The organism is Clostridiales bacterium, assembly GCA_012512255.1.
GTDB lineage: Bacteria > Bacillota > Clostridia > Christensenellales > DUVY01 > DUVY01.
Genome location: JAAZDJ010000073.1, coordinates 1 through 17,867, shown reverse-complemented (window position 1 = coordinate 17,867; position 17,867 = coordinate 1). Strand labels below are relative to the sequence as shown.

Below are 17,867 nucleotides of genomic sequence, written 5' to 3'. Positions count from 1 at the left end.
GGCTACAAATCAGCAGAACAAGTGTTCGCTCAAGAATTAGAAAAATTTTCCCTTTACCCCTCGGGGTAAAGGGAACTGTAAAACAAATTTATTATACAAACCGTTGCACTTGTAGTTGCAATTTAAGCAGTCAAAAAGCGTCAAAAAATTTATAAAACATCGTAAAATTTTCTTGACATAAAAAATCCGTTATATTAGAATATATAAGCGTGCCCAAAAGGGCGGCGGATTTTGGAGATGAAACCGAAGGTTACCTAGGCGAATAATTGCAGCGCCTAAGAGGAGAACTTTGGCGGATCTATGTTCCTAATTTATCGGGAGCGGCTTAAGCTAAAAAAACTTTTTTCTTTTTAGCGGCTCTTATAAGAGCCGCTAAAAAATGCAACCAAATATGAAACACACGGCGCATTGTATATCGGTTTTTATGGCTTAAGCAAAGCAATTTGGAGGTTAAATATATAAGACATGGCAGGACAAAGAATAAGAATCAATCTCAAAGCGTACGAGCATGACTTGGTTGACCAGTCGGCTTTAAAGATTGTTGAGACAGCCAAAAGAACGGGCGGCAAGGTAAGCGGGCCTATACCGCTTCCCACCGAAAAAGAAATCATCACAATCTTGCGCGCGCCTCACAAATATAAGGATTCAAGAGAGCAATTTGAGATAAGGACACACAAGCGTTTGATTGATATTTATAGCCCGTCGGCAAAAACGGTTGACAGTCTTATGAAACTGGACTTGCCAGCAGGCGTTGATATCAAAATCAAGTTGTAAAGCTTGCCTGGAGGACATTTACGATGAACAAAGCTATATTAGGAATAAAGTTAGGGATGACGCAGATTTTTGCCGATGACGGCACGGTTATTCCCGTTACGGTTATCGCGGCGGGACCGTGTTATGTTTCCCAAGTCAAGACCGAGGAAAAAGACGGTTACAGCGCCGTTCAATTTGCCTTTATTGACGCCAAAGAAAAAAACACGACAAAGCCTGTTTTGGGGCATTTCAAAAAGGCGGGCATTACGCCCAAAAAATATCTAAAAGAATTCAAATTGTCTAACGCGTCCAGCTATAAAGCGGGCGATCAAATAAAATGCGACATCTTCCAATCAGGCGATATGGTGGATGTAAGCGGATTGACCAGAGGAAGAGGCTTTACGGGCACAATACAGCGTTGGAACGCCAGCCGTCTTAGAATGTCGCACGGCGCAGGCCCTGTGCACAGGTCCATGGGCTCTACGGGCGCGGGCAGCACGCCAGGCAGGATTTTCAAAAACAAGTCAATGCCCGGGCAATACGGACACGAAAAGGTAACCATACAAAATCTTGAGGTGGTCAAGGTTGACCCCGAAAGAAACATTTTGCTGATAAAAGGTTCCGTCCCCGGCCCCAAGGGCGGGCTGATTGCCGTTCGCCAAGCTGTTAAGTGCGCAAAATAAGGAGAATTGAGATATGCCTAAAATTAACGTATATAACCAAAGCGGAGAAAAAGTCGGCACTATGACCTTGAGCGATAAGGTTTTTGGGCAAGAAGTCAACAAACCCTTAATCCATCAAGTCGTAGTCGCTCAATTGGCAAACCGCAGACAAGGCACAAAAAGCGCTCTAACCCGCGCCGAAGTAAGCGGCGGCGGCAGAAAGCCTTGGAGACAAAAAAAGACGGGAAGAGCTCGCCACGGCTCAACCAGGTCGCCCCAATGGCGTCATGGCGGCGTGGTATTTGCTCCCAAACCCAGAGATTTTTCGCAAAAAATCAACAAAAAAGCCAAAACTTTAGCGCTTTTGTCGGCTTTGAGCGCAAAAGTTTCGGACGATCAATTTATGGTGCTGGATGACCTAAAACTCATTTCCGCCAAGACCAAAGAGGTCGCGGATATTTTATCCAACCTAAAACTAGACAAAAGCGTGCTATTGGTATTGCCCGAAGTCAACGAAGATGTTTTCAGGGCTTCCAGAAACATCCCTCAAGTTAGCGCTATTTGTTCTGACTTTATCAATGTGTATGATGTTGTCCGCCATAATAAGATTGTTATGCTAAAGAGCGCGGTTAAGAAGATTGAGGAGGCTTACGGCAATGAATAATCCTTACGATATAATCATAAAGCCCGTTATGTCCGAAAAGAGTTATGGCGGCATCCAGTCCAAAAAATACACTTTTATCGTGGACAAAAGGGCTGATAAAAAACAGATAAAAAAAGCCATAGAAGAGATTTTTAAGGTAAAGGTCCAAAGCGTTAACACCATAAACGCCCGCGGCAAGCTAAAAAGACAGGGCAGATACGAGGGAATGACGCCCTCTTACAAAAAGGCAATCATTCAATTGACCGAGGACTCAAAGTCCATAGAATTGTTTGACAGTCTGGCATAAGGAGAAAACAATGGCAATTAAAAGATTAAGGCCGATGACGCCGGGAACAAGATTTAAGACCGTTATAGACTATTCGTTGCTGACCAAAAAGAAGCCCGAAAAGTCGTTGCTGGTTAGTCTTAACCGCACAGGCGGGCGCAATAACCAAGGCAAGATCACCGTGAGACATATAGGCGGCGGCGGCAGGCGCAAATATCGTATAATAGACTTTAAGCGCAATAAGGATAATATTCCGGCAAAAGTCGCGGCAATAGAATACGACCCCAACCGCACGGCATTTATAGCGTTGCTTCATTATGCCGACGGCGAAAAAAGATATATTTTGGCCCCTTTGGGCTTGCAAGCGGGAGATACCGTGGTATCGGGCGCGGATGTTGATATTAAGGTAGGCAACGCGATGCCCTTAGAATCCGTTCCCGTGGGCACTATGGTTCATAACATAGAGCTCCAGCCCAAGCGCGGAGGACAGCTTGTGCGTTCGGCTGGCGGCGCGGCTCAGCTTATGGCCAAGGAAGGCAAATACGCCACTCTAAGACTGCCAAGCGGCGAGATGAGAATGGTTCCCCTTGCATGCCGCGCTACCATAGGGCAGGTAGGCAATGTTGACAGCGAATTAATCAGTCTTGGCAAAGCCGGACGCAAGCGCCATTTGGGAATTAGGCCGACCGTTAGAGGCGTTGCCATGAACCCGGTTGACCATCCTCACGGCGGCGGCGAAGGCAAATCGCCTGTCGGCATGCCTAGCCCGATGACGCCTTGGGGCAAAAAGGCCAGAGGCTTAAAGACAAGAAAGAAAAAGAATCGTTCTGATAAGTTTATTATCAAACGAATCAATTAAAGAGGTTAGCTAAATGAGCAGATCGGTAAAAAAAGGACCTTTCGTTGACCCTAAGCTTTTGAAAAAAATTCAAGAGCTAAATCAAAAAAACGAAAAAAAAGTTATCAAAACATGGTCAAGAGCGTCAACCATTTTCCCCGAATTTGTGGGACATACCATAGCCGTGCATGACGGCAGAAAACATGTCCCCGTGTATTGCACCGAAGATATGGTAGGCCACAAGCTAGGAGAATTTGCTCCTACCAGGACTTTCAAAGGACATTCGGGAGATAAAGGCACACGCGCCAAATAGGAGAGGTTATGGCTAAGAGAATAAGAACAAAGGCTGCAGAAAGGCAAAAAAATAAAGATACGCGCCCCAAAGCTTTTGCCCGTTATATAAGGATGTCGCCTTATAAGGTCAGAAGGGCGATTGATTTGGTTCGCGGCAAGAGCTATACGGACGCGATCGCGATTTTGAAAAACACGCCATTGGCCGCGGCCGAGCCTGTTATCAAAGCGATAAACAGCGCGGCGGCTAACGCCGAGCACAATAACAATCTTGCCAAAAAAGACTTGTATGTGGCTGAGATTTTCGCGGATCAAGGGCCTACGCTAAAGCGCATCAGACCCCGCGCCCGCGGAAGCGCCGATAGGATTTTGAAGCGCACAAGCCATATAACGGTTATTTTGGATGTCAGGGAGGCTAAATAATGGGTCAAAAAGTTAATCCTCACGGGCTTAGAGTGGGAATAATTCACGGTTGGGAAACCCAATGGTACGCGGGCAAAAAGGATTTCCATAAATATCTTTTGGAAGACTATAAAATCCGCAACCACATAAAAACCAAATATTACGCAACCGCCATTTCCCGCATAACTATACAAAGATTGACCGGAAGCAAAATTGTTGTCAATATTTACACAGCCCGCCCTGGCATGCTGATAGGCGCAAAAGGCTCAGGCGTGGAGCAAATAAAAAAAGAAATTCAGGCTATAGCGCCCGGCAAAACCATAAACATCAATATCTTGGAAGTTAAGCGTCCCGATGTGGACGCGGTGCTGGTGGCCGAGAATATAGCTGCCCAACTAGAAAAAAGAGCTTCGTTTAGAAGAACGATGAAACAAGCCATAAACCGCGCAATAAAAGCCGGCGCAAAGGGCGTCAAGGTCATGGTCAGCGGCAGGCTTGACGGGGCTGAAATTGCCCGCAGCGAACATTATAACGAGGGGTCTATACCTTTGCAGACGCTGAGAGCGAATATTGACTATGGTTTTGCTCAAGCATACACCACATTTGGCGTAATTGGCGTCAAAGTATGGATTTATAAAGGCGAGGTATTGTCAAAATCCCTCAAAGGAGATGAACGCAATGTTAATGCCTAAAAGAGTCAAAAGGAGAAGAGTCCACAGAGGGCGCATGAAAGGCGTTGCCACAAAAGGCAATCTTGTGACATACGGCGAGTATGGATTGGCGGCATGCCAGCCCGGCTGGATTACTTCCAATCAAATAGAAGCGGCGCGTATCGTATTGTCCAAACAAGTTAGGAAAACCGGAAAGGTTTGGATCAAAATATTTCCTCACAAACCGGTAACCAAGAAGCCCGCCGAAACCCGTATGGGTAGCGGAAAAGGCGCGCCCGAGTTTTGGGTCGCTGTGGTTAAGCCCGGCAGGGTTATGTTTGAAATTGCCGGCGTTCCAGAAGATGTGGCCAAAGAAGCTTTGACCCAAGCAGCTTATAAACTGCCTATCAAATGCAAGGTTGTCAAAAAAGGCGAGGTAAAAGATCCGGACGCCCCAGAAGATAACAACAAGGAGGCTAAGTAGTATGAAAGCTAAAGAAGTTCACGATATGACCAATGACGAACTTAACGCTAAGCTGTCATCACTCAAAAGCGAATTGTTTTATCTTCGTTTTAACCATGCGGTCGGGCAATTAGGCAACACCAATCAGCTTAAGGCTGTCAAGCGCGATATCGCGCGCATTAAGACAGTCTTAAGGGAGCGCGAGATAAAAGGCATAAGCGGACCTGCTTCTACGCCCGCCAAAAAGAAAGCGTAAAAAAAGGATGTGAATTATGGAAGATACAGCAATAAAAAGAAACAACCGCAAAACCCGCGAGGGCATAGTGGTAAGCGACAAGATGGACAAAACGGCCGTAGTGTCCGTTGTTACTAGAGTTAAGCATCCTCTTTACAAAAAGATAATCAAAAAGACCAAAAAATATATGATACACGATGAAAATAATGAATGTCAGATAGGCGATTATGTGGAAATAGCCGAGACCCGTCCTATTTCCAAAAATAAATGCTGGCGGCTCGTTAGAATCATTGAAAAGGCCAAGTAAGGAGACGCGTTATGATACAACCTCAAACATATCTAAAGGTGGCCGATAACACAGGCGCCAAAGAAATAATGTGTATTCGCGTATTGGGCGGTTCGTTTCGCCGCGCGGGCAATATAGGCGATGTTATTGTCGCTTCCGTCAAAAGCGCGACCCCAGGCGGCATTGTGAAAAAGGGCGATATTGTTCGCGCTGTTATCGTGCGCACGCACAAAGGCATCAGCCGCAAAGACGGCACACATATTAGATTTGACGATAACGCCGCTGTGATAATTGACGCCCAGCGTCAGCCCAGAGGAACCCGCATCTTCGGACCTATTGCAAGAGAACTCAGAGAAAAGGATTATATGAAAATTATATCCTTGGCTCCCGAAGTGCTTTAAGGAGGAACAAAAACCGTGCTTCATGTAAAAAAAGGCGATAAAGTAATAATATTGTCAGGAGATGAAAAGGGTAAAACCGGCAAGGTTTTGCAAATCTTTCCTAAACAAAACCGCGCGATCGTGGAAGGCGTTAATATTGTGCACCATCACAAAAAGCCAAAAAGCGCCCAAGAAGCTGGCGGCATAACCAAAAGCGAAGCGCCGATTTACCTATGCAAGCTGCAGGTCATTTGTCCCTCTTGCGGGATGCCTGCCAGAGTAGGTTTTGTCAAGTCAGGCGACGAGAAATCGCGCGTTTGCAAAAAGTGCGGCAAGCCCATTGATTCCAAAGAAATCAAGAAAGAAAAAACCAAAGCCGCCAAAACAACTAAAAAAGAAGACGACGCAAAAGAACAAACCAAAAAAACACAGGCCAAGACAACGGCCCAAGCTTCAAAAGCCCAAGACGCAACCGCTACAGAAAAACAAACAACAGCAAAAAAAGCGACCAAAAAGGAAAGCGCTGAAACCGTCAATACCGAAGCATAATTATAAGGGGGAGAAAAGATGGCAAATACAAGGCGTGTGACTAAACCGTCAAAATCGCCTGTAGATGACCTAAAAAGCCCGAAAGCAATTATGCTGGATGAAGCTGTTAAAAAAGCTCTGGAGGAATTAAGTCAGATACGGGTTGATCAAAACGCTGAGAAAGCGGAAGACGAAGAGGTTTTTCGCAAGCGCGAAGAAGCGGCCAAAAAAGCGTTAGACAAAGCGCTTAACGAAAAAAAAGAATTTCTGGCGCAAGTCCAAAAACAAGTTAGCGAATATTACCAAGAAGCAGCTTTAAAAGATTCAAAAGACAAGAACGAATTAACCGCCCAAGAACTCAAAAAAAGAAAGACCGATCTGGAACTGATTGAAGCGGCGGTAAGCGACCTTGAGTCCAAGCTAAAAGAAATTGGAAGGCTTATTAACAAATCGGGAAGTGGCGCTAAGAAAAAAGCGACAATTCCCAAAAGCAAGATAGAGGAAGGAATAGCCGCGGTATTAATGGAAGCGGCAAAAACCAAAAAATCAAGCGATAACTTAAAAAACCAAAAACAATATATGGAACAAGAGGCTGGCAAAGTGGAAGAAAAAAAGAAAACAACGACAAAGATCGTTGAACAAGACCAAAAAAAGACCAAAGCTCAAGAAGCTGATAAGGCTAAACCTGCCCAAAAGCCCGCGGCGCAAAAATCCGCCGCTAAAGCGTCCGCAAAAGAAGCTTCCAAAAAGGCTGCCAAGGACGGGGACAACGGCAGGTACCGTTTGAAAAAATTATATGACGAAGTTGTCGTCAAAGAACTTATGAAACAATTTGGCTACAAAAATATCCACCAAGTCCCCAAAATTGAAAAGATTGTAGTTAATAGGGGCTTGGGCGATATTAAAGACGACGGCAAAAAGTTTAACGCCGCCGTGGAAGAGCTTGCTCTTATTTGCGGTCAAAAACCCATTGTCACTAAAGCCAAAAAATCAGTCGCCAATTTTAAGGTCAGAACGGGAATGAATGTCGGATGTATGGTTACCCTCAGGGGCAACCGTATGTACGAGTTTTTAGATAAATTAATTTCTATGGCATTGCCCAGGGTAAGGGACTTTAGAGGTCTTAACGGCAATTCGTTTGACGGGCGCGGCAACTACACATTTGGCATAAAAGAACAGCTTATCTTCCCCGAAGTCAAGTATGACACAATAGATAAGGTTAGAGGATTTGATGTCACTATCGTTACCACCGCGCGCACCGACGAAGAAGCCAAAGCCCTTTTGAAGGGCATGGGAATGCCGTTGGCAAATTAAGGAGATAGATAAATGGCAAAAAAAGCGTTAATAAACAAACAAAAAAGGCCTGCAAAATTTTCAACACGGGCGTACACCCGTTGTAACATATGCGGCAGACCGCATGCGGTTTTGCGCAAATATGGTATTTGCAGAATTTGCTTTCGCAACCTTGCGTATCGCGGTGAAATTCCCGGCGTAAGAAAATCAAGTTGGTAAGGAGGTTTCGTCAAATGGTTATTGACCCTATCGCGGATTTTTTAACAAGAATAAGGAACGCTCTTACCGCCAAACATACGTCGGTAGAGATACCCGCAAGCAAAATAAAAAAGCAAATAGCCGATATTTTGGTAGAAGAAGGCTATGTAAAAAGCGCGAAATTGGAAGGCGAAGGCAAAGACGCCAAAATTATTATAGAATTAAAATACGGACCCAAATATGAAAGAGTTTTGACCAACCTTCAAAGAATTTCCAAGCCGGGCTTGAGGGTGTATTGCTCGTATAAAGAAATTCCCAAGGTGCTTAACGGTTTGGGTATTGCTATTTTGTCAACCAGCAAAGGCATAATGACAGACAAAAAAGCGCGACAATACAAGGTAGGCGGCGAAGTGCTTGCCTATGTTTGGTAGGAGGTATCAAGATGTCTAGAATTGGAAAAATGCCCATAGAGATACCTAACGGAGTTACCGTGGACATTAACGGCGACATTGTAACCGTAAAAGGACCTTTAGGCGAGCTAAGCAGGCGAATACAATCAAAAGACATATCCGTAAAAGCGGAAGACGGCAAAATTTTGGTAAGCCGCGCAAACGACCAAAAACAAGCAAGGTCACTGCATGGTTTATATAGATCGCTTATCAACAATATGGTTGTTGGCGTGACAAAAGGTTATGAAAAAAAGCTCATTGTCTCAGGCGTGGGCTATAAGTGCCAGGTTTCGGGCTCTAAGCTTGTCATGAACATCGGGTTTTCCTATCCCGTTGAAGTGAATATTCCCGACGGCATAAAAGCGGCTTGTGTTACGCCTACGGAAATAGAAATAAAAGGCATTGACAAAGAGCTCGTAGGTCATTTTGCCGCCAAAATAAGAGCTATCAAAAAAGTAGAACCCTATCACGGTTACGGAATATATTATTCGGACGAAAGGGTTGTCCGCAAAGAAGGCAAGAAGGCTGCAAAATAAGGAGTAAAACATGATATCCAAACCTAACAAGAACGAAATCAGAAAAAAGCGGCATTTACGCGTAAGAAAGAAAATATCGGGAGATTCTAAGACTCCTAGACTCAATGTATATCGCAGCATTAACCATATATACGCGCAGATTATTGACGACACCAAAGGGCATACATTGGTGGCATGCTCTACTTTGGAAAAAGGCTTGCAAGAAGCCCTAAAAGGCAAGACCAAGCAGGAGCAAGCAAGAATAGTCGGGCAGGAAATCGCCCAAAAAGCCCTAAAATCAAAGATAGAAAAAGTGGTGTTTGATAGAGGCGGATACCTTTATACAGGCAGAATCAAGCAGTTAGCGGACGGCGCGCGAGAAGCCGGGCTGAAGTTTTGAAGGAGGAAATTAAATTCATAATGGCAAAGCGTGAAGAAAGACAACAAGATGAATTAAAGCGCAAACTTGTTTCCGTAAGGCGTGTTTCTAAGGTTGTTAAAGGCGGAAGAAATATCCGTTTTACAGCCGTCGTTGTCGTGGGCGATGAAAAAGGTTCGGTTGGCGTCGGCACGGGCAAGGCGAACGAAGTCCCCATGGCGATAGAAAAAGCGGCGGCAAACGCCAAAAAGAATATGGTCAAGATTGCCCTTAGCAATACCACAATACCTCACGAAGTAATAGGCAAATACGGCAGAGGATATGTGTTTATGCGTCCCGCGCCCGAAGGCACGGGCGTTATCGCCGGCGGAAGCGTAAGAGCGGTCGTGGAACTTGCGGGCATAAAAGACATAACAACCAAATCTCTTGGTTCTTCCAATCCAATCAACTGCGTAAAGGCAACTTTAGAAGGGCTTAAGAGTTTGCGCAACCCCGAAAAAGTCGCGGCTTTGCGCGGTAAGGCTGTTGAAGAGATTATAAACTAGGAGCGTGACTATGGCTAAGAAAAAGGCGCAATCTGCCCAAGTCAAAGTGACATTGATAAAAAGCACGATAGGCAGTTTGGATAAACATATAAAAACAATACAAGCTTTGGGACTAAAAAAAATAGGCAGTTCCAAAATCTTTAACGACAATTCGGCGTTAAGAGGCATGCTTTTCCAAGTACGCCATCTTGTAAAAGTCGAGGAGATAGGAGTTCAATAATATGGATATTCATGAGTTAAGTCCTCAAGAAGGCGCTCGCCGCAAAACCAAGAGAGTAGGCAGAGGCACAGGCTCGGGCTTAGGCAAAACCTCGGGCAGAGGACATAAAGGACAAAAAGCCAGAAGCGGAGGAGGAGTAAGACCCGGTTTTGAAGGCGGTCAAATGCCGTTGGTTAGAAGACTGCCCAAGGTCGGTTTTACTAATGTCTTCAAAAAAGTATATAATATTGTCAATGTCGGCGCCTTAAATATTTTTGATGACGACGCTGTTGTAACTATTGAGTTGTTAAAAGAAAAAGGAATCATCAAAAAGATAGAGCCTTATGGGCTAAAAGTTTTAGGCAACGGCGAGTTGACCAAAAAACTTACCGTTCAGGCTGCCAAATTTTCAGCTAAAGCTAAGGAGGTTATAGAAAAAGCCGGCGGGAAAGCAGAGGTGATATAATGTTTGAAACGCTCAAAAACGCATTCAAAGTCAAGGAGATAAGAAAAAAAATTTTGATTACCTTGTTTTTGTTGCTAGTCTATCGCTTCGGTTGCTGGCTTCCTATCCCCGGCGTCGCTACCGATTATTATAACGAAGGTATGGACGACACTATTTTGGGATTGATGTCGGCAATAAGCGGAGGAGCTTTGGCGAACGGCGCGTTTTTGGCGTTAGGAATAGCTCCTTATATTACCGCTTCCATTATTATGCAGCTGTTGGGAGTGGCGATTCCTTACTTTGAAAGATTGTCCAAACAAGGCGAAGAGGGCAGAAGGAAATTAAACCAATACACAAGATATTTAACGCTTATACTAGCCTTAGCGCAGTCTATTGTAATAGTAATAGGCTGGTCTAGCAATGGTTGGATTAACGAAGGGATTTTTGGCGCTGGCGCTAACTTAAATTGGCTGATTTCAACATTTGTCGTCATTATAATGGTAGCGGGCGTGTCTTTTACGATGTGGCTGGGCGAAAAAATTACCGAGCTTAATATCGGCAACGGCATATCGCTTTTGATATTTGTGGGCATATTGGCAACAGCCGCACAAAGCATTCAAGCCACCGTAATAAATATCATTAACGGCGACGAACAAGCCATTTGGTTTTTGGTGGCGTTCTTTATAATGATTATAACCATCTTTTTGTTTATTGTGTTTATTGACCTTTCGGAAAGGCGCATACCAATCCAATACGCAAAACAAATAAAAGGGCGTAAGATGTATGGCGGGCAGGCGACCCATATACCCATCAAGGTCAACGCTTTGGGCGTTATGCCCATAATATTCGCTTCGGCTATAGTTACCGCCCCGCAAATGCTCTTTCAATTAATAGCGCCCGAGAGCAGCGCTTACAGATGGTTTATGACATATTTGGGAGTGGGCACTTGGCCTTACGCGCTTGTTACGGGCTTATTGATTTTCGGGTTTTCATTCTTTTATGCCAATATACAATTTAACCCGGAAGATGTCAGCCGCAATATCCAGCAATACGGCGGGTTTATACCCGGCATAAGACCCGGAAGGCCTACGACCGAATATCTAAAAAGAATAAATAATAGACTTACATTTATAGGCGCGGTATTCTTGGCGTTTATCGCAATAGTGCCGTCCGTTGTGTTTGCCGTAGTGTTTAAGACCGAAGCTCAGCTTATAAACGCTTTTAGCGCCACAGGTATGCTTATAGTTGTAAGCGTGGCGTTGGAGTTTGACAAACAGCTTCAAGGCCAATTAATGATGAAGCATTACAGAGGATTTTTGAAATAATGAATATAATCCTATTGGGCGCTCCCGGCGCGGGCAAAGGCTCGCAGGCGGTAAAGATATCGGCCAAGTATAATATCCCCCATATATCCACGGGCGATATTTTACGCGCCAATATCAAGCAAGGCACAGAAATAGGCAAAAAAGCCAAATCATATATAGACCAAGGCGCGCTTGTTCCAGATGAAGTAGTCATTGAGATTGTCAAAAATAGACTTAATGAAAATGACTGCAAAAACGGTTACCTATTGGACGGGTTTCCTCGCACCATTGCGCAAGCGCAAGCTTTGGACGAATTTACAAAAGCAGATATTGTGCTTAACATTGATGTAGACTTGGACATTCTTGTCAAAAGACTGTCCGGCAGAAGAGTTTGTTCTGTTTGCGGCGCGCCTTATCACATAAGCGCATATAAAGAGACGGAATGCGCAAAATGCGGCGGAGAAGTCATTCAAAGACAGGATGACGAGCCCCAAACAGTAAAAGCGAGACTCAAGACCTATACGCTTCAAACCAAGCCGCTTATTGATTATTACGCTGAGAAAGGGTTGCTAGTCAATATAGATGGCAACCGTTCAATTGACGATGTGTTTGAAGATATAGTAAAAATATTAAACTGATAATGATAACAATAAAAACTCAAAATGAAATAGAAAAGATGCGCAAGGCCGGCTTGATAGTAAGGGATGTTCTTAATATTTTGGGCGATAACATAAAAGTCGGCATTACAACTAAAGAGTTGGATATAATAGCGTATGAGTATATAACTTCATGCGGCGCTTATCCTTCTTTTTTGGGATATAGAGGATATCCCGCTTCTATATGCGCTTCAATTGATGATGAAGTCGTTCATGGAATACCGTCGTCAAAAAGGACGCTGGAAGAAGGACAAATCATCAGCATAGATGTGGGAGCTTATATTAACGGTTACCACGCGGACGCGGCAAGAACATTTGCGGTAGGTCAGGTGTCCCCGCAAAACCAAAAACTAATCAAAGTGACCGAACAAAGCTTTTTTGAAGGCTTAAAAGTTTTGAAAGACGGCGTGAAGCTGGGAGACTTGTCAAGCGCAATCCAAAATTATGTTGAAAAAGCGGGCTTTTCGGTCGTTCGGGCTTTGGTCGGGCACGGCATAGGCAAGCAAATACACGAAGACCCGTCGGTGCCAAATTTTGGGACGGCGGGCAAAGGCATAAAGCTTTCAAAAAACATGACGCTTGCAATAGAACCTATGGTCAATATGGGCGGATACGAAGTTGAGTTTTGTCCTGACGGATGGACGGTCAAGACCAAAGACGGTTTGCCGTCCGCGCATTATGAAAACACCGTGGTAATAACGGCAAACGGCGCGGAGATTTTGACGCTTTAAGAGGTGGTAGATGGAAAAGGTAGAGGCAGAACTCGGTAGGGTAGCGCTTTCTATTGCAGGAAGGGACAAAGGCAAGTATTTTGTAATCTGCGGAGTGCTGGATGAGAGATTTGTCTTGATCGCGGATGGCAGATTCCACAAATTAAGCGCTCCTAAGAAAAAAAATATAAAACACTTGAAATTATTAAATAAAACCTTATTAACGGACAAACTCAAAAACGGAATTAAAATATTTGATTCCGAGCTTTATAAAGCGTTAAAGGTTTTTAATAACGGCGACAAAAAGGAGGAATAGTGTGCCAAGAGAAGATAACATAGAAACCGAAGGCGTAGTGATTGAAGCCATGCGCGGAACTATGTTTAAAGTTAGATTATCCAACGGGCATATTATTACCGCTACATTGTCGGGGAAACTAAGGGTAAACTACATAAGAGTGATGCCCGGGGATCATGTTAAGATAGAGATGTCGCCCTATGACATCACAAAAGGGCGCATAATCTGGCGCGGAAAAAATTAAAAAATAAAAACAATGGAGATAAAAAATGAAAGTTAGACCTTCTGTTAAACCTATGTGCGATAAGTGCAAAATAATCAAGCGCAAAGGCAAGGTTATGGTTATTTGCTCAAAAAACCCTAACCATAAACAAAGACAAGGATAATTTAGGATACAAATACGAAAAAGCTGTTTAAAATTAAATAAAAACAGCTCATTCCTTTTCGTGTAAAATATATATAAAAAAATCAAAATAAGGAGAATACAAGGTGGCACGAATAGCCGGTATTGATTTGCCTAGAGAAAAGAGAATAGAGATTGGACTGACCTATATATATGGCATAGGCAGACCTTTGGCAAACGAAATTTTGAAAAAAACCAATATTAACCCTAACACGCGGGTCAAAGATTTGACGGAAAGCGATGTCAGCAAGTTAAGAGATTACATTGAAAAAAATCTTGTGGTTGAAGGCGACCTAAGAAGAGAAGTCGCGATGAATATCAAGAGATTGCAAGATATCGGTTGCTACAGGGGTTTGCGCCATCGCAAAGGATTGCCCGTAAGAGGACAAAATACAAAGACCAACGCTCGCACCAGAAAGGGCAGAAAACGCATAGTCGGACGCGGCAAGGGGAGGTAACTAAATTATGGCACTTAAAAAGACGACCAAAAAGCGTAAAGTAACGCGCAATATAGACAAAGGACAGGCGCATATTCAAGCGTCGTTTAATAACACTTTGGTAACGATAACAGACGAACAAGGCAACGCTATATGCCAAAGCAGCGCGGGCGCGCTGGGCTTTAAGGGCTCAAGAAAGTCCACTCCTTTCGCCGCGCAGATGGCGGCGGAAGACGCGGCCAAGCGCGCTTATGAACAAGGCATAAGAAGCGTGGAAGTATATGTAAAAGGCCCGGGCTCGGGCAGGGAATCGGCCGTCAGAGCTTTGGCGACCGCGGGACTGAATATAACATTGATCAGGGATGTGTCTCCCATTTCCCATAATGGATGCAGACCGCCCAAGCGCAGAAGGATATAGGAGGTAAACTTTAATGGCTAAATATACAGGAGCTGATTGCCGTTTGTGCAGAAGAGAAGGAGTGAAGCTATTTTTGAAGGGCGATAGATGCACCTCCAAAAAATGCGCTATTGACAGAAGACCCACGCCTCCGGGAATTCACGGCATGGGCAGAAGAAGAAGGATAAGCGAGTATGGCTTGCAGTTAAGGGAAAAACAAAAAGTCAAAAGATATTACGGACTTGTTGAAAAACAATTCAAAAATTACTATATTAAGGCGTCAAAACAAAAAGGCGTAACCGGCGAGATTATGCTGTCTATGTTGGAAAGACGGCTTGACAATGTGGTATATCGCATGGGAATAGGCTCTTCAAGAGCGCAAGCCCGCCAAATAGTAAATCACGGTCATATAACCGTCAACGGCAAAAAAGTTGATATTCCGTCATATCAGGTTAAAGCAGGCGATGTAATAGCCATCAAGCCTTCCCACAAAGAAAAATTCGCCCATTTGAAGGAATATAGGCCTATTATTCCGAAGTGGTTGGAGTTTTCCACAGAAACATTGGAAGGCAAGGTGTTGGCGCTGCCCGCAAGGGAAGATATTGACCTCAATATTAATGAACAATTGATTGTTGAACATTACTCCAAGTAATTAGTTTTTAAAAAGGAGAACTTTGTTATTATGATGGAAATAGAAAGACCCAAAATTCAATGCGACGAAAGCGCGGACGGCAGCTACGCCAAATTCACTATTGAACCGTTGGAACGCGGGTTTGGTATCACTTTGGGCAACTGTTTAAGACGCGTGCTTTTGAGCGCATTGCCGGGCGCGGCTATCAAGGGCGTTAAGATTGAGGGCGTTAAGCACGAATTCAGCACCATAAAAGGCGTAAGGGAAGATGTCGTCGAAATCATTCTCAATCTTAAAGGCGTGGCCGTCAAGACAGTTTCTCAAGACCGTAACTACCAGACCGTTTTGAGATTATACGCAGCAACCCCCGGTATTGTTACCGCCAAGAATATAGAAACGCATTCCGATGTGGAAATTCTTAATCCCGACCATTATATCTGCACATTGGATACGGGCGCCGTATTGGATATGCAGCTTACCATAGGCAGGGGACGCGGCTATGTCAGCGCCAATGAGAACAAAGACCCCAACGCGCCTATAGGATATATACCGATAGATTCTATCTTTACGGCTGTCAAAAAAGTCAATTACGAAGTGGGAAGCACTCGTGTCGGGCAAAATATTGACTACGACAAACTCACATTGGAAGTTCAAACCAACGGCACGATGTCGGCAAGGGAAGTGGTTTCTCTTTCCGCCAAAATTGTGGAAGACCATATAAGGCTTTTTGTCAATTTGTCCGAGAACATCAGCGGAATGGACATCTTAGTCAGCCGCGAAAAGGACAAACGCCAAAAGATTTTGGAAATGAGCATAGAAGACTTGGACTTGTCCGTGCGCTCGTTTAACTGTCTAAAACGCGCAAACATCAATACGGTTGAGGATTTGTCCAAGCGCACCGAAGAAGACATGCTAAAGGTGCGCAATCTTGGCAGAAAGTCTTTGGAAGAAGTTATCAGCAAATTAAACGAACTTGGACTTAGTTTAAAAAAGAGTGACGAATAAGGAGCTTTAGAATAATGGGATACAAACTAGGAAGACCTACCGATCAAAGAATGGCGTTGCTTCGCAATCAAGTTTCGCAGCTTTTTTGGTACGGAAAAATAAAAACAACCCTTGCCCGCGCAAAATCCGTTCAAAAAATAGCCGAAAAACTATTGACGGCCGCGATTAACACCCATAACGATGTGGTTAAAGTAGAACTTACCAAAAAGGACGCCAAGGGCAAGGAATATACAGTAGAGCATTATAACGACGGCCCCAAAAAGCTGGCGGCAAGAAGAAAACTTATGGCAAGCCTTTATGACTTGCAAGAAATAAAGGGCGCCGACGAATCAAAGACGGCTTATAAAGCCAGAACCAAGGATATTAAGCATCCTTTGATAGAAAAGATTTTTAACGAATATGCGCCCAGATATTCCCAAAGAGCGAGCGAAGGCCAGGGCGGCGGATATACCCGCATATTAAAAATCGGCCCTCGTCGCGGCGACGCCGCCGAAATGGCAATAATAGAATTAATTTAAAGATTGGATTTTAAAATATGCAAATTTGCGCATATGTAAAAGCAAGCTAAAACGCTTGCTTTTTTTGGTTTTTTTAAGCTATTTCCAAGATAGAAATGCTGGCTGTAATATTTTCAACTTCATCCGTTGAGATATTAACCACTTCCAAAGCGCTGGGATTTGGCGCCGCTGGGGTGGCAATATAAGCGTATCCTGTGGCGGTTAAAGATTCCGCGGGCGTTTGCAATACGGTGGCGTTGCTTCCGGGGACTTGTACGCCGTTCAATTCAAGCACAAAAGACATAGCGTTGGCTTGCGTTTGTCCGCTTACCGTATATGATACCTGATAGGCGCGGTTGGCCTGCAAGTTAAAGATTATTGAGCCCGGCGTATGCGTTATATCCGTTCCTCCAACAGTTCCATTGATAGCAAAAGGAATGCTCTCGCCCGAATCAATATCCAAACCTGTTTGGACTGTAATAGAAGTTAAGAAGTTGTTAAGCTGCGCATTCGGACCGGTAGGGCCAGTAGGACCAGTGGGACCAGTAGGACCTGTTGGGCCAGTAGGACCTGTTGGGCCAGTAGGACCTGTTGGACCTGTTGGGCCAGTAGGACCAGTAGGACCTGTTGGACCTGTCGGACCGGTAGGGCCGATAGGACCAATCATGCCTTGAGGACCGGTTGGACCTGTGGAGCCTTTTGGACCGGGAGGCCCTGGACAGCCTTGGGGTCCTCTAGGACCGGGAAGGCAGCACACGTTACAGCAGTCTGGATTTTTATAATCATCAAAATACATAAAATTTGGCGCTCCTTAAATTTTTTCGTATAACATTATATGAGTTTTAACCAAAATTGACACAAAATTAAAAAAACCCTTTCCAAAAAATTAAGAAAGGGCGATACTTTCTAAAAGTTATAAAGCCATTTTTTTATGAAGTAAATCCTTCGCCGATGACTTCGGTCGCTTGGGAGATGTAAGTAAACGAATCGGGCGCGTATTCTTTCAAAAGTTTTCTCATGGCGGACACCTGTCTTTTTCTAACTAAGCAGACAAGCAAATTGCGTTCCTTATTGGTGTGCATGCCCTTAGCT

General features: G+C 44.2%; 33 protein-coding genes and 1 pseudogene. 32 read left to right on the top strand and 2 right to left on the bottom strand.

What is annotated here, in order from left to right; all coding sequences use genetic code 11:
• Positions 1-465: 465 nt before the first annotated feature.
• From rpsJ to rplQ, 32 genes are all read left to right on the top strand, one after another.
• A complete protein-coding gene (gene rpsJ / locus GX756_03960) occupies positions 466-774 on the top strand; it encodes a 30S ribosomal protein S10 (GenBank protein NLC17014.1) in 309 nt (102 codons plus the stop codon).
• Positions 775-797: 23 nt separating this feature from the next.
• Positions 798-1,436, top strand: coding sequence for a 50S ribosomal protein L3 (rplC, locus tag GX756_03955; protein ID NLC17013.1), 639 nt, complete (start codon positions 798-800; stop codon positions 1,434-1,436).
• 13 nt (positions 1,437-1,449) lie between these two features.
• Positions 1,450-2,079 carry a 50S ribosomal protein L4 gene (gene rplD, locus GX756_03950; protein ID NLC17012.1) on the top strand — a complete coding sequence of 210 codons (630 nt, stop codon included), beginning with the start codon at positions 1,450-1,452 and terminating at the stop codon, positions 2,077-2,079.
• On the top strand, positions 2,072-2,365 hold the full coding sequence (gene rplW / locus GX756_03945; protein ID NLC17011.1) for a 50S ribosomal protein L23: 294 nt from the start codon (positions 2,072-2,074) through the stop codon (positions 2,363-2,365). The genes rplD and rplW overlap by 8 nt, the downstream gene beginning before the upstream one ends.
• Before the next feature lie 10 nt (positions 2,366-2,375).
• On the top strand, positions 2,376-3,203 hold the full coding sequence (rplB, locus tag GX756_03940; protein ID NLC17010.1) for a 50S ribosomal protein L2: 828 nt from the start codon (positions 2,376-2,378) through the stop codon (positions 3,201-3,203).
• A 13-nt stretch (positions 3,204-3,216) separates the two neighbouring features.
• Complete coding sequence (gene rpsS / locus GX756_03935) at positions 3,217-3,495, top strand: 30S ribosomal protein S19 (GenBank protein ID NLC17009.1); 279 nt, start codon at positions 3,217-3,219, stop codon at positions 3,493-3,495.
• 8 nt (positions 3,496-3,503) lie between these two features.
• Positions 3,504-3,896: a 50S ribosomal protein L22 gene (gene rplV, locus GX756_03930; protein ID NLC17008.1), complete on the top strand. Its 393-nt coding sequence runs from the start codon at positions 3,504-3,506 to the stop codon at positions 3,894-3,896.
• Positions 3,896-4,567 carry a 30S ribosomal protein S3 gene (rpsC, locus tag GX756_03925; GenBank protein ID NLC17007.1) on the top strand — a complete coding sequence of 224 codons (672 nt, stop codon included), beginning with the start codon at positions 3,896-3,898 and terminating at the stop codon, positions 4,565-4,567. Before rplV ends, rpsC begins: the two co-directional genes overlap by 1 nt.
• Positions 4,554-5,009: a 50S ribosomal protein L16 gene (gene rplP / locus GX756_03920; protein ID NLC17006.1), complete on the top strand. Its 456-nt coding sequence runs from the start codon at positions 4,554-4,556 to the stop codon at positions 5,007-5,009. The genes rpsC and rplP overlap by 14 nt, the downstream gene beginning before the upstream one ends.
• 1 nt (position 5,010) lies before the next feature.
• The gene (gene rpmC, locus GX756_03915) at positions 5,011-5,244 is read left to right on the top strand and encodes a 50S ribosomal protein L29 (protein NLC17005.1); all 234 of its coding nucleotides are present in this window, start codon (positions 5,011-5,013) and stop codon (positions 5,242-5,244) included.
• 16 nt (positions 5,245-5,260) lie between these two features.
• Positions 5,261-5,530, top strand: a complete 270-nt coding sequence (gene rpsQ, locus GX756_03910) for a 30S ribosomal protein S17 (GenBank protein NLC17004.1) — start codon at positions 5,261-5,263, stop codon at positions 5,528-5,530.
• An 11-nt stretch (positions 5,531-5,541) separates the two neighbouring features.
• A complete protein-coding gene (gene rplN, locus GX756_03905; GenBank protein ID NLC17003.1) occupies positions 5,542-5,910 on the top strand; it encodes a 50S ribosomal protein L14 in 369 nt (122 codons plus the stop codon).
• 15 nt (positions 5,911-5,925) lie between these two features.
• On the top strand, positions 5,926-6,438 hold the full coding sequence (locus tag GX756_03900) for a 50S ribosomal protein L24 (protein NLC17002.1): 513 nt from the start codon (positions 5,926-5,928) through the stop codon (positions 6,436-6,438).
• A 558-nt stretch (positions 6,439-6,996) separates the two neighbouring features.
• Positions 6,997-7,731, top strand: a complete 735-nt coding sequence (rplE, locus tag GX756_03895) for a 50S ribosomal protein L5 (GenBank protein ID NLC17001.1) — start codon at positions 6,997-6,999, stop codon at positions 7,729-7,731.
• A gap of 12 nt (positions 7,732-7,743) precedes the next feature.
• A complete protein-coding gene (locus GX756_03890; protein ID NLC17000.1) occupies positions 7,744-7,929 on the top strand; it encodes a type Z 30S ribosomal protein S14 in 186 nt (61 codons plus the stop codon).
• Positions 7,930-7,943: 14 nt separating this feature from the next.
• Positions 7,944-8,339 (top strand): 30S ribosomal protein S8, encoded by a 396-nt coding sequence (rpsH, locus tag GX756_03885; protein NLC16999.1) that lies wholly within the window; start codon positions 7,944-7,946, stop codon positions 8,337-8,339.
• Between the two features lie 11 nt (positions 8,340-8,350).
• On the top strand, positions 8,351-8,893 hold the full coding sequence (gene rplF / locus GX756_03880) for a 50S ribosomal protein L6 (GenBank protein ID NLC16998.1): 543 nt from the start codon (positions 8,351-8,353) through the stop codon (positions 8,891-8,893).
• A gap of 10 nt (positions 8,894-8,903) precedes the next feature.
• On the top strand, positions 8,904-9,272 hold the full coding sequence (gene rplR / locus GX756_03875; GenBank protein NLC16997.1) for a 50S ribosomal protein L18: 369 nt from the start codon (positions 8,904-8,906) through the stop codon (positions 9,270-9,272).
• 20 nt (positions 9,273-9,292) lie between these two features.
• Positions 9,293-9,796, top strand: a complete 504-nt coding sequence (gene rpsE / locus GX756_03870; protein NLC16996.1) for a 30S ribosomal protein S5 — start codon at positions 9,293-9,295, stop codon at positions 9,794-9,796.
• A gap of 10 nt (positions 9,797-9,806) precedes the next feature.
• Positions 9,807-10,016 carry a 50S ribosomal protein L30 gene (gene rpmD / locus GX756_03865; protein NLC16995.1) on the top strand — a complete coding sequence of 70 codons (210 nt, stop codon included), beginning with the start codon at positions 9,807-9,809 and terminating at the stop codon, positions 10,014-10,016.
• A 1-nt stretch (position 10,017) separates the two neighbouring features.
• The gene (gene rplO / locus GX756_03860; GenBank protein NLC16994.1) at positions 10,018-10,461 is read left to right on the top strand and encodes a 50S ribosomal protein L15; all 444 of its coding nucleotides are present in this window, start codon (positions 10,018-10,020) and stop codon (positions 10,459-10,461) included.
• A complete protein-coding gene (secY, locus tag GX756_03855; protein NLC16993.1) occupies positions 10,461-11,765 on the top strand; it encodes a preprotein translocase subunit SecY in 1,305 nt (434 codons plus the stop codon). Before rplO ends, secY begins: the two co-directional genes overlap by 1 nt.
• Positions 11,765-12,382: an adenylate kinase gene (locus GX756_03850; GenBank protein ID NLC16992.1), complete on the top strand. Its 618-nt coding sequence runs from the start codon at positions 11,765-11,767 to the stop codon at positions 12,380-12,382. The genes secY and GX756_03850 overlap by 1 nt, the downstream gene beginning before the upstream one ends.
• 2 nt (positions 12,383-12,384) lie before the next feature.
• Complete coding sequence (map, locus tag GX756_03845) at positions 12,385-13,131, top strand: type I methionyl aminopeptidase (GenBank protein ID NLC16991.1); 747 nt, start codon at positions 12,385-12,387, stop codon at positions 13,129-13,131.
• 10 nt (positions 13,132-13,141) lie between these two features.
• Entirely contained in the window at positions 13,142-13,426 is a 285-nt protein-coding gene (locus GX756_03840) for an RNA-binding protein (protein NLC16990.1), read from the top strand.
• A 1-nt stretch (position 13,427) separates the two neighbouring features.
• On the top strand, positions 13,428-13,649 hold the full coding sequence (gene infA / locus GX756_03835) for a translation initiation factor IF-1 (GenBank protein ID NLC16989.1): 222 nt from the start codon (positions 13,428-13,430) through the stop codon (positions 13,647-13,649).
• A gap of 25 nt (positions 13,650-13,674) precedes the next feature.
• On the top strand, positions 13,675-13,791 hold the full coding sequence (rpmJ, locus tag GX756_03830; protein NLC16988.1) for a 50S ribosomal protein L36: 117 nt from the start codon (positions 13,675-13,677) through the stop codon (positions 13,789-13,791).
• A gap of 103 nt (positions 13,792-13,894) precedes the next feature.
• Positions 13,895-14,266 carry a 30S ribosomal protein S13 gene (gene rpsM / locus GX756_03825; protein NLC16987.1) on the top strand — a complete coding sequence of 124 codons (372 nt, stop codon included), beginning with the start codon at positions 13,895-13,897 and terminating at the stop codon, positions 14,264-14,266.
• A 7-nt stretch (positions 14,267-14,273) separates the two neighbouring features.
• Entirely contained in the window at positions 14,274-14,663 is a 390-nt protein-coding gene (rpsK, locus tag GX756_03820; GenBank protein NLC16986.1) for a 30S ribosomal protein S11, read from the top strand.
• A 13-nt stretch (positions 14,664-14,676) separates the two neighbouring features.
• The gene (gene rpsD, locus GX756_03815; protein ID NLC16985.1) at positions 14,677-15,294 is read left to right on the top strand and encodes a 30S ribosomal protein S4; all 618 of its coding nucleotides are present in this window, start codon (positions 14,677-14,679) and stop codon (positions 15,292-15,294) included.
• A gap of 30 nt (positions 15,295-15,324) precedes the next feature.
• Entirely contained in the window at positions 15,325-16,278 is a 954-nt protein-coding gene (locus GX756_03810; protein ID NLC16984.1) for a DNA-directed RNA polymerase subunit alpha, read from the top strand.
• A 14-nt stretch (positions 16,279-16,292) separates the two neighbouring features.
• Positions 16,293-16,796 carry a 50S ribosomal protein L17 gene (rplQ, locus tag GX756_03805; protein NLC16983.1) on the top strand — a complete coding sequence of 168 codons (504 nt, stop codon included), beginning with the start codon at positions 16,293-16,295 and terminating at the stop codon, positions 16,794-16,796.
• Positions 16,797-17,286: 490 nt separating this feature from the next.
• Here rplQ and GX756_03800 read toward each other — a convergent pair.
• Together GX756_03800 and GX756_03795 are read right to left on the bottom strand one after the other, a co-directional pair.
• Positions 17,287-17,571: pseudogene (locus GX756_03800) on the bottom strand (spore surface glycoprotein BclB).
• A gap of 133 nt (positions 17,572-17,704) precedes the next feature.
• On the bottom strand, positions 17,705-17,867 hold a 163-nt coding region (locus tag GX756_03795; protein NLC16982.1), incomplete at its 5' end, for a DUF2179 domain-containing protein.

What these genes read in the sequence shown, in the direction of transcription:
- rpsJ (NLC17014.1), top strand. Translation starts at nt 466, where the DNA reads ATGGCAGGACAAAGAATAAGAATCAATCTCAAAGCGTACGAGCATGAC.
- rplC (NLC17013.1), top strand. Translation starts at nt 798, where the DNA reads ATGAACAAAGCTATATTAGGAATAAAGTTAGGGATGACGCAGATTTTT.
- rplD (NLC17012.1), top strand. Translation starts at nt 1,450, where the DNA reads ATGCCTAAAATTAACGTATATAACCAAAGCGGAGAAAAAGTCGGCACT.
- rplW (NLC17011.1), top strand. Translation starts at nt 2,072, where the DNA reads ATGAATAATCCTTACGATATAATCATAAAGCCCGTTATGTCCGAAAAG.
- rplB (NLC17010.1), top strand. Translation starts at nt 2,376, where the DNA reads ATGGCAATTAAAAGATTAAGGCCGATGACGCCGGGAACAAGATTTAAG.
- rpsS (NLC17009.1), top strand. Translation starts at nt 3,217, where the DNA reads ATGAGCAGATCGGTAAAAAAAGGACCTTTCGTTGACCCTAAGCTTTTG.
- rplV (NLC17008.1), top strand. Translation starts at nt 3,504, where the DNA reads ATGGCTAAGAGAATAAGAACAAAGGCTGCAGAAAGGCAAAAAAATAAA.
- rpsC (NLC17007.1), top strand. Translation starts at nt 3,896, where the DNA reads ATGGGTCAAAAAGTTAATCCTCACGGGCTTAGAGTGGGAATAATTCAC.
- rplP (NLC17006.1), top strand. Translation starts at nt 4,554, where the DNA reads ATGTTAATGCCTAAAAGAGTCAAAAGGAGAAGAGTCCACAGAGGGCGC.
- rpmC (NLC17005.1), top strand. Translation starts at nt 5,011, where the DNA reads ATGAAAGCTAAAGAAGTTCACGATATGACCAATGACGAACTTAACGCT.
- rpsQ (NLC17004.1), top strand. Translation starts at nt 5,261, where the DNA reads ATGGAAGATACAGCAATAAAAAGAAACAACCGCAAAACCCGCGAGGGC.
- rplN (NLC17003.1), top strand. Translation starts at nt 5,542, where the DNA reads ATGATACAACCTCAAACATATCTAAAGGTGGCCGATAACACAGGCGCC.
- rplE (NLC17001.1), top strand. Translation starts at nt 6,997, where the DNA reads ATGGAACAAGAGGCTGGCAAAGTGGAAGAAAAAAAGAAAACAACGACA.
- GX756_03890 (NLC17000.1), top strand. Translation starts at nt 7,744, where the DNA reads ATGGCAAAAAAAGCGTTAATAAACAAACAAAAAAGGCCTGCAAAATTT.
- rpsH (NLC16999.1), top strand. Translation starts at nt 7,944, where the DNA reads ATGGTTATTGACCCTATCGCGGATTTTTTAACAAGAATAAGGAACGCT.
- rplF (NLC16998.1), top strand. Translation starts at nt 8,351, where the DNA reads ATGTCTAGAATTGGAAAAATGCCCATAGAGATACCTAACGGAGTTACC.
- rplR (NLC16997.1), top strand. Translation starts at nt 8,904, where the DNA reads ATGATATCCAAACCTAACAAGAACGAAATCAGAAAAAAGCGGCATTTA.
- rpsE (NLC16996.1), top strand. Translation starts at nt 9,293, where the DNA reads ATGGCAAAGCGTGAAGAAAGACAACAAGATGAATTAAAGCGCAAACTT.
- rpmD (NLC16995.1), top strand. Translation starts at nt 9,807, where the DNA reads ATGGCTAAGAAAAAGGCGCAATCTGCCCAAGTCAAAGTGACATTGATA.
- rplO (NLC16994.1), top strand. Translation starts at nt 10,018, where the DNA reads ATGGATATTCATGAGTTAAGTCCTCAAGAAGGCGCTCGCCGCAAAACC.
- secY (NLC16993.1), top strand. Translation starts at nt 10,461, where the DNA reads ATGTTTGAAACGCTCAAAAACGCATTCAAAGTCAAGGAGATAAGAAAA.
- GX756_03850 (NLC16992.1), top strand. Translation starts at nt 11,765, where the DNA reads ATGAATATAATCCTATTGGGCGCTCCCGGCGCGGGCAAAGGCTCGCAG.
- map (NLC16991.1), top strand. Translation starts at nt 12,385, where the DNA reads ATGATAACAATAAAAACTCAAAATGAAATAGAAAAGATGCGCAAGGCC.
- GX756_03840 (NLC16990.1), top strand. Translation starts at nt 13,142, where the DNA reads ATGGAAAAGGTAGAGGCAGAACTCGGTAGGGTAGCGCTTTCTATTGCA.
- rpmJ (NLC16988.1), top strand. Translation starts at nt 13,675, where the DNA reads ATGAAAGTTAGACCTTCTGTTAAACCTATGTGCGATAAGTGCAAAATA.
- rpsK (NLC16986.1), top strand. Translation starts at nt 14,274, where the DNA reads ATGGCACTTAAAAAGACGACCAAAAAGCGTAAAGTAACGCGCAATATA.
- rpsD (NLC16985.1), top strand. Translation starts at nt 14,677, where the DNA reads ATGGCTAAATATACAGGAGCTGATTGCCGTTTGTGCAGAAGAGAAGGA.
- GX756_03810 (NLC16984.1), top strand. Translation starts at nt 15,325, where the DNA reads ATGATGGAAATAGAAAGACCCAAAATTCAATGCGACGAAAGCGCGGAC.
- rplQ (NLC16983.1), top strand. Translation starts at nt 16,293, where the DNA reads ATGGGATACAAACTAGGAAGACCTACCGATCAAAGAATGGCGTTGCTT.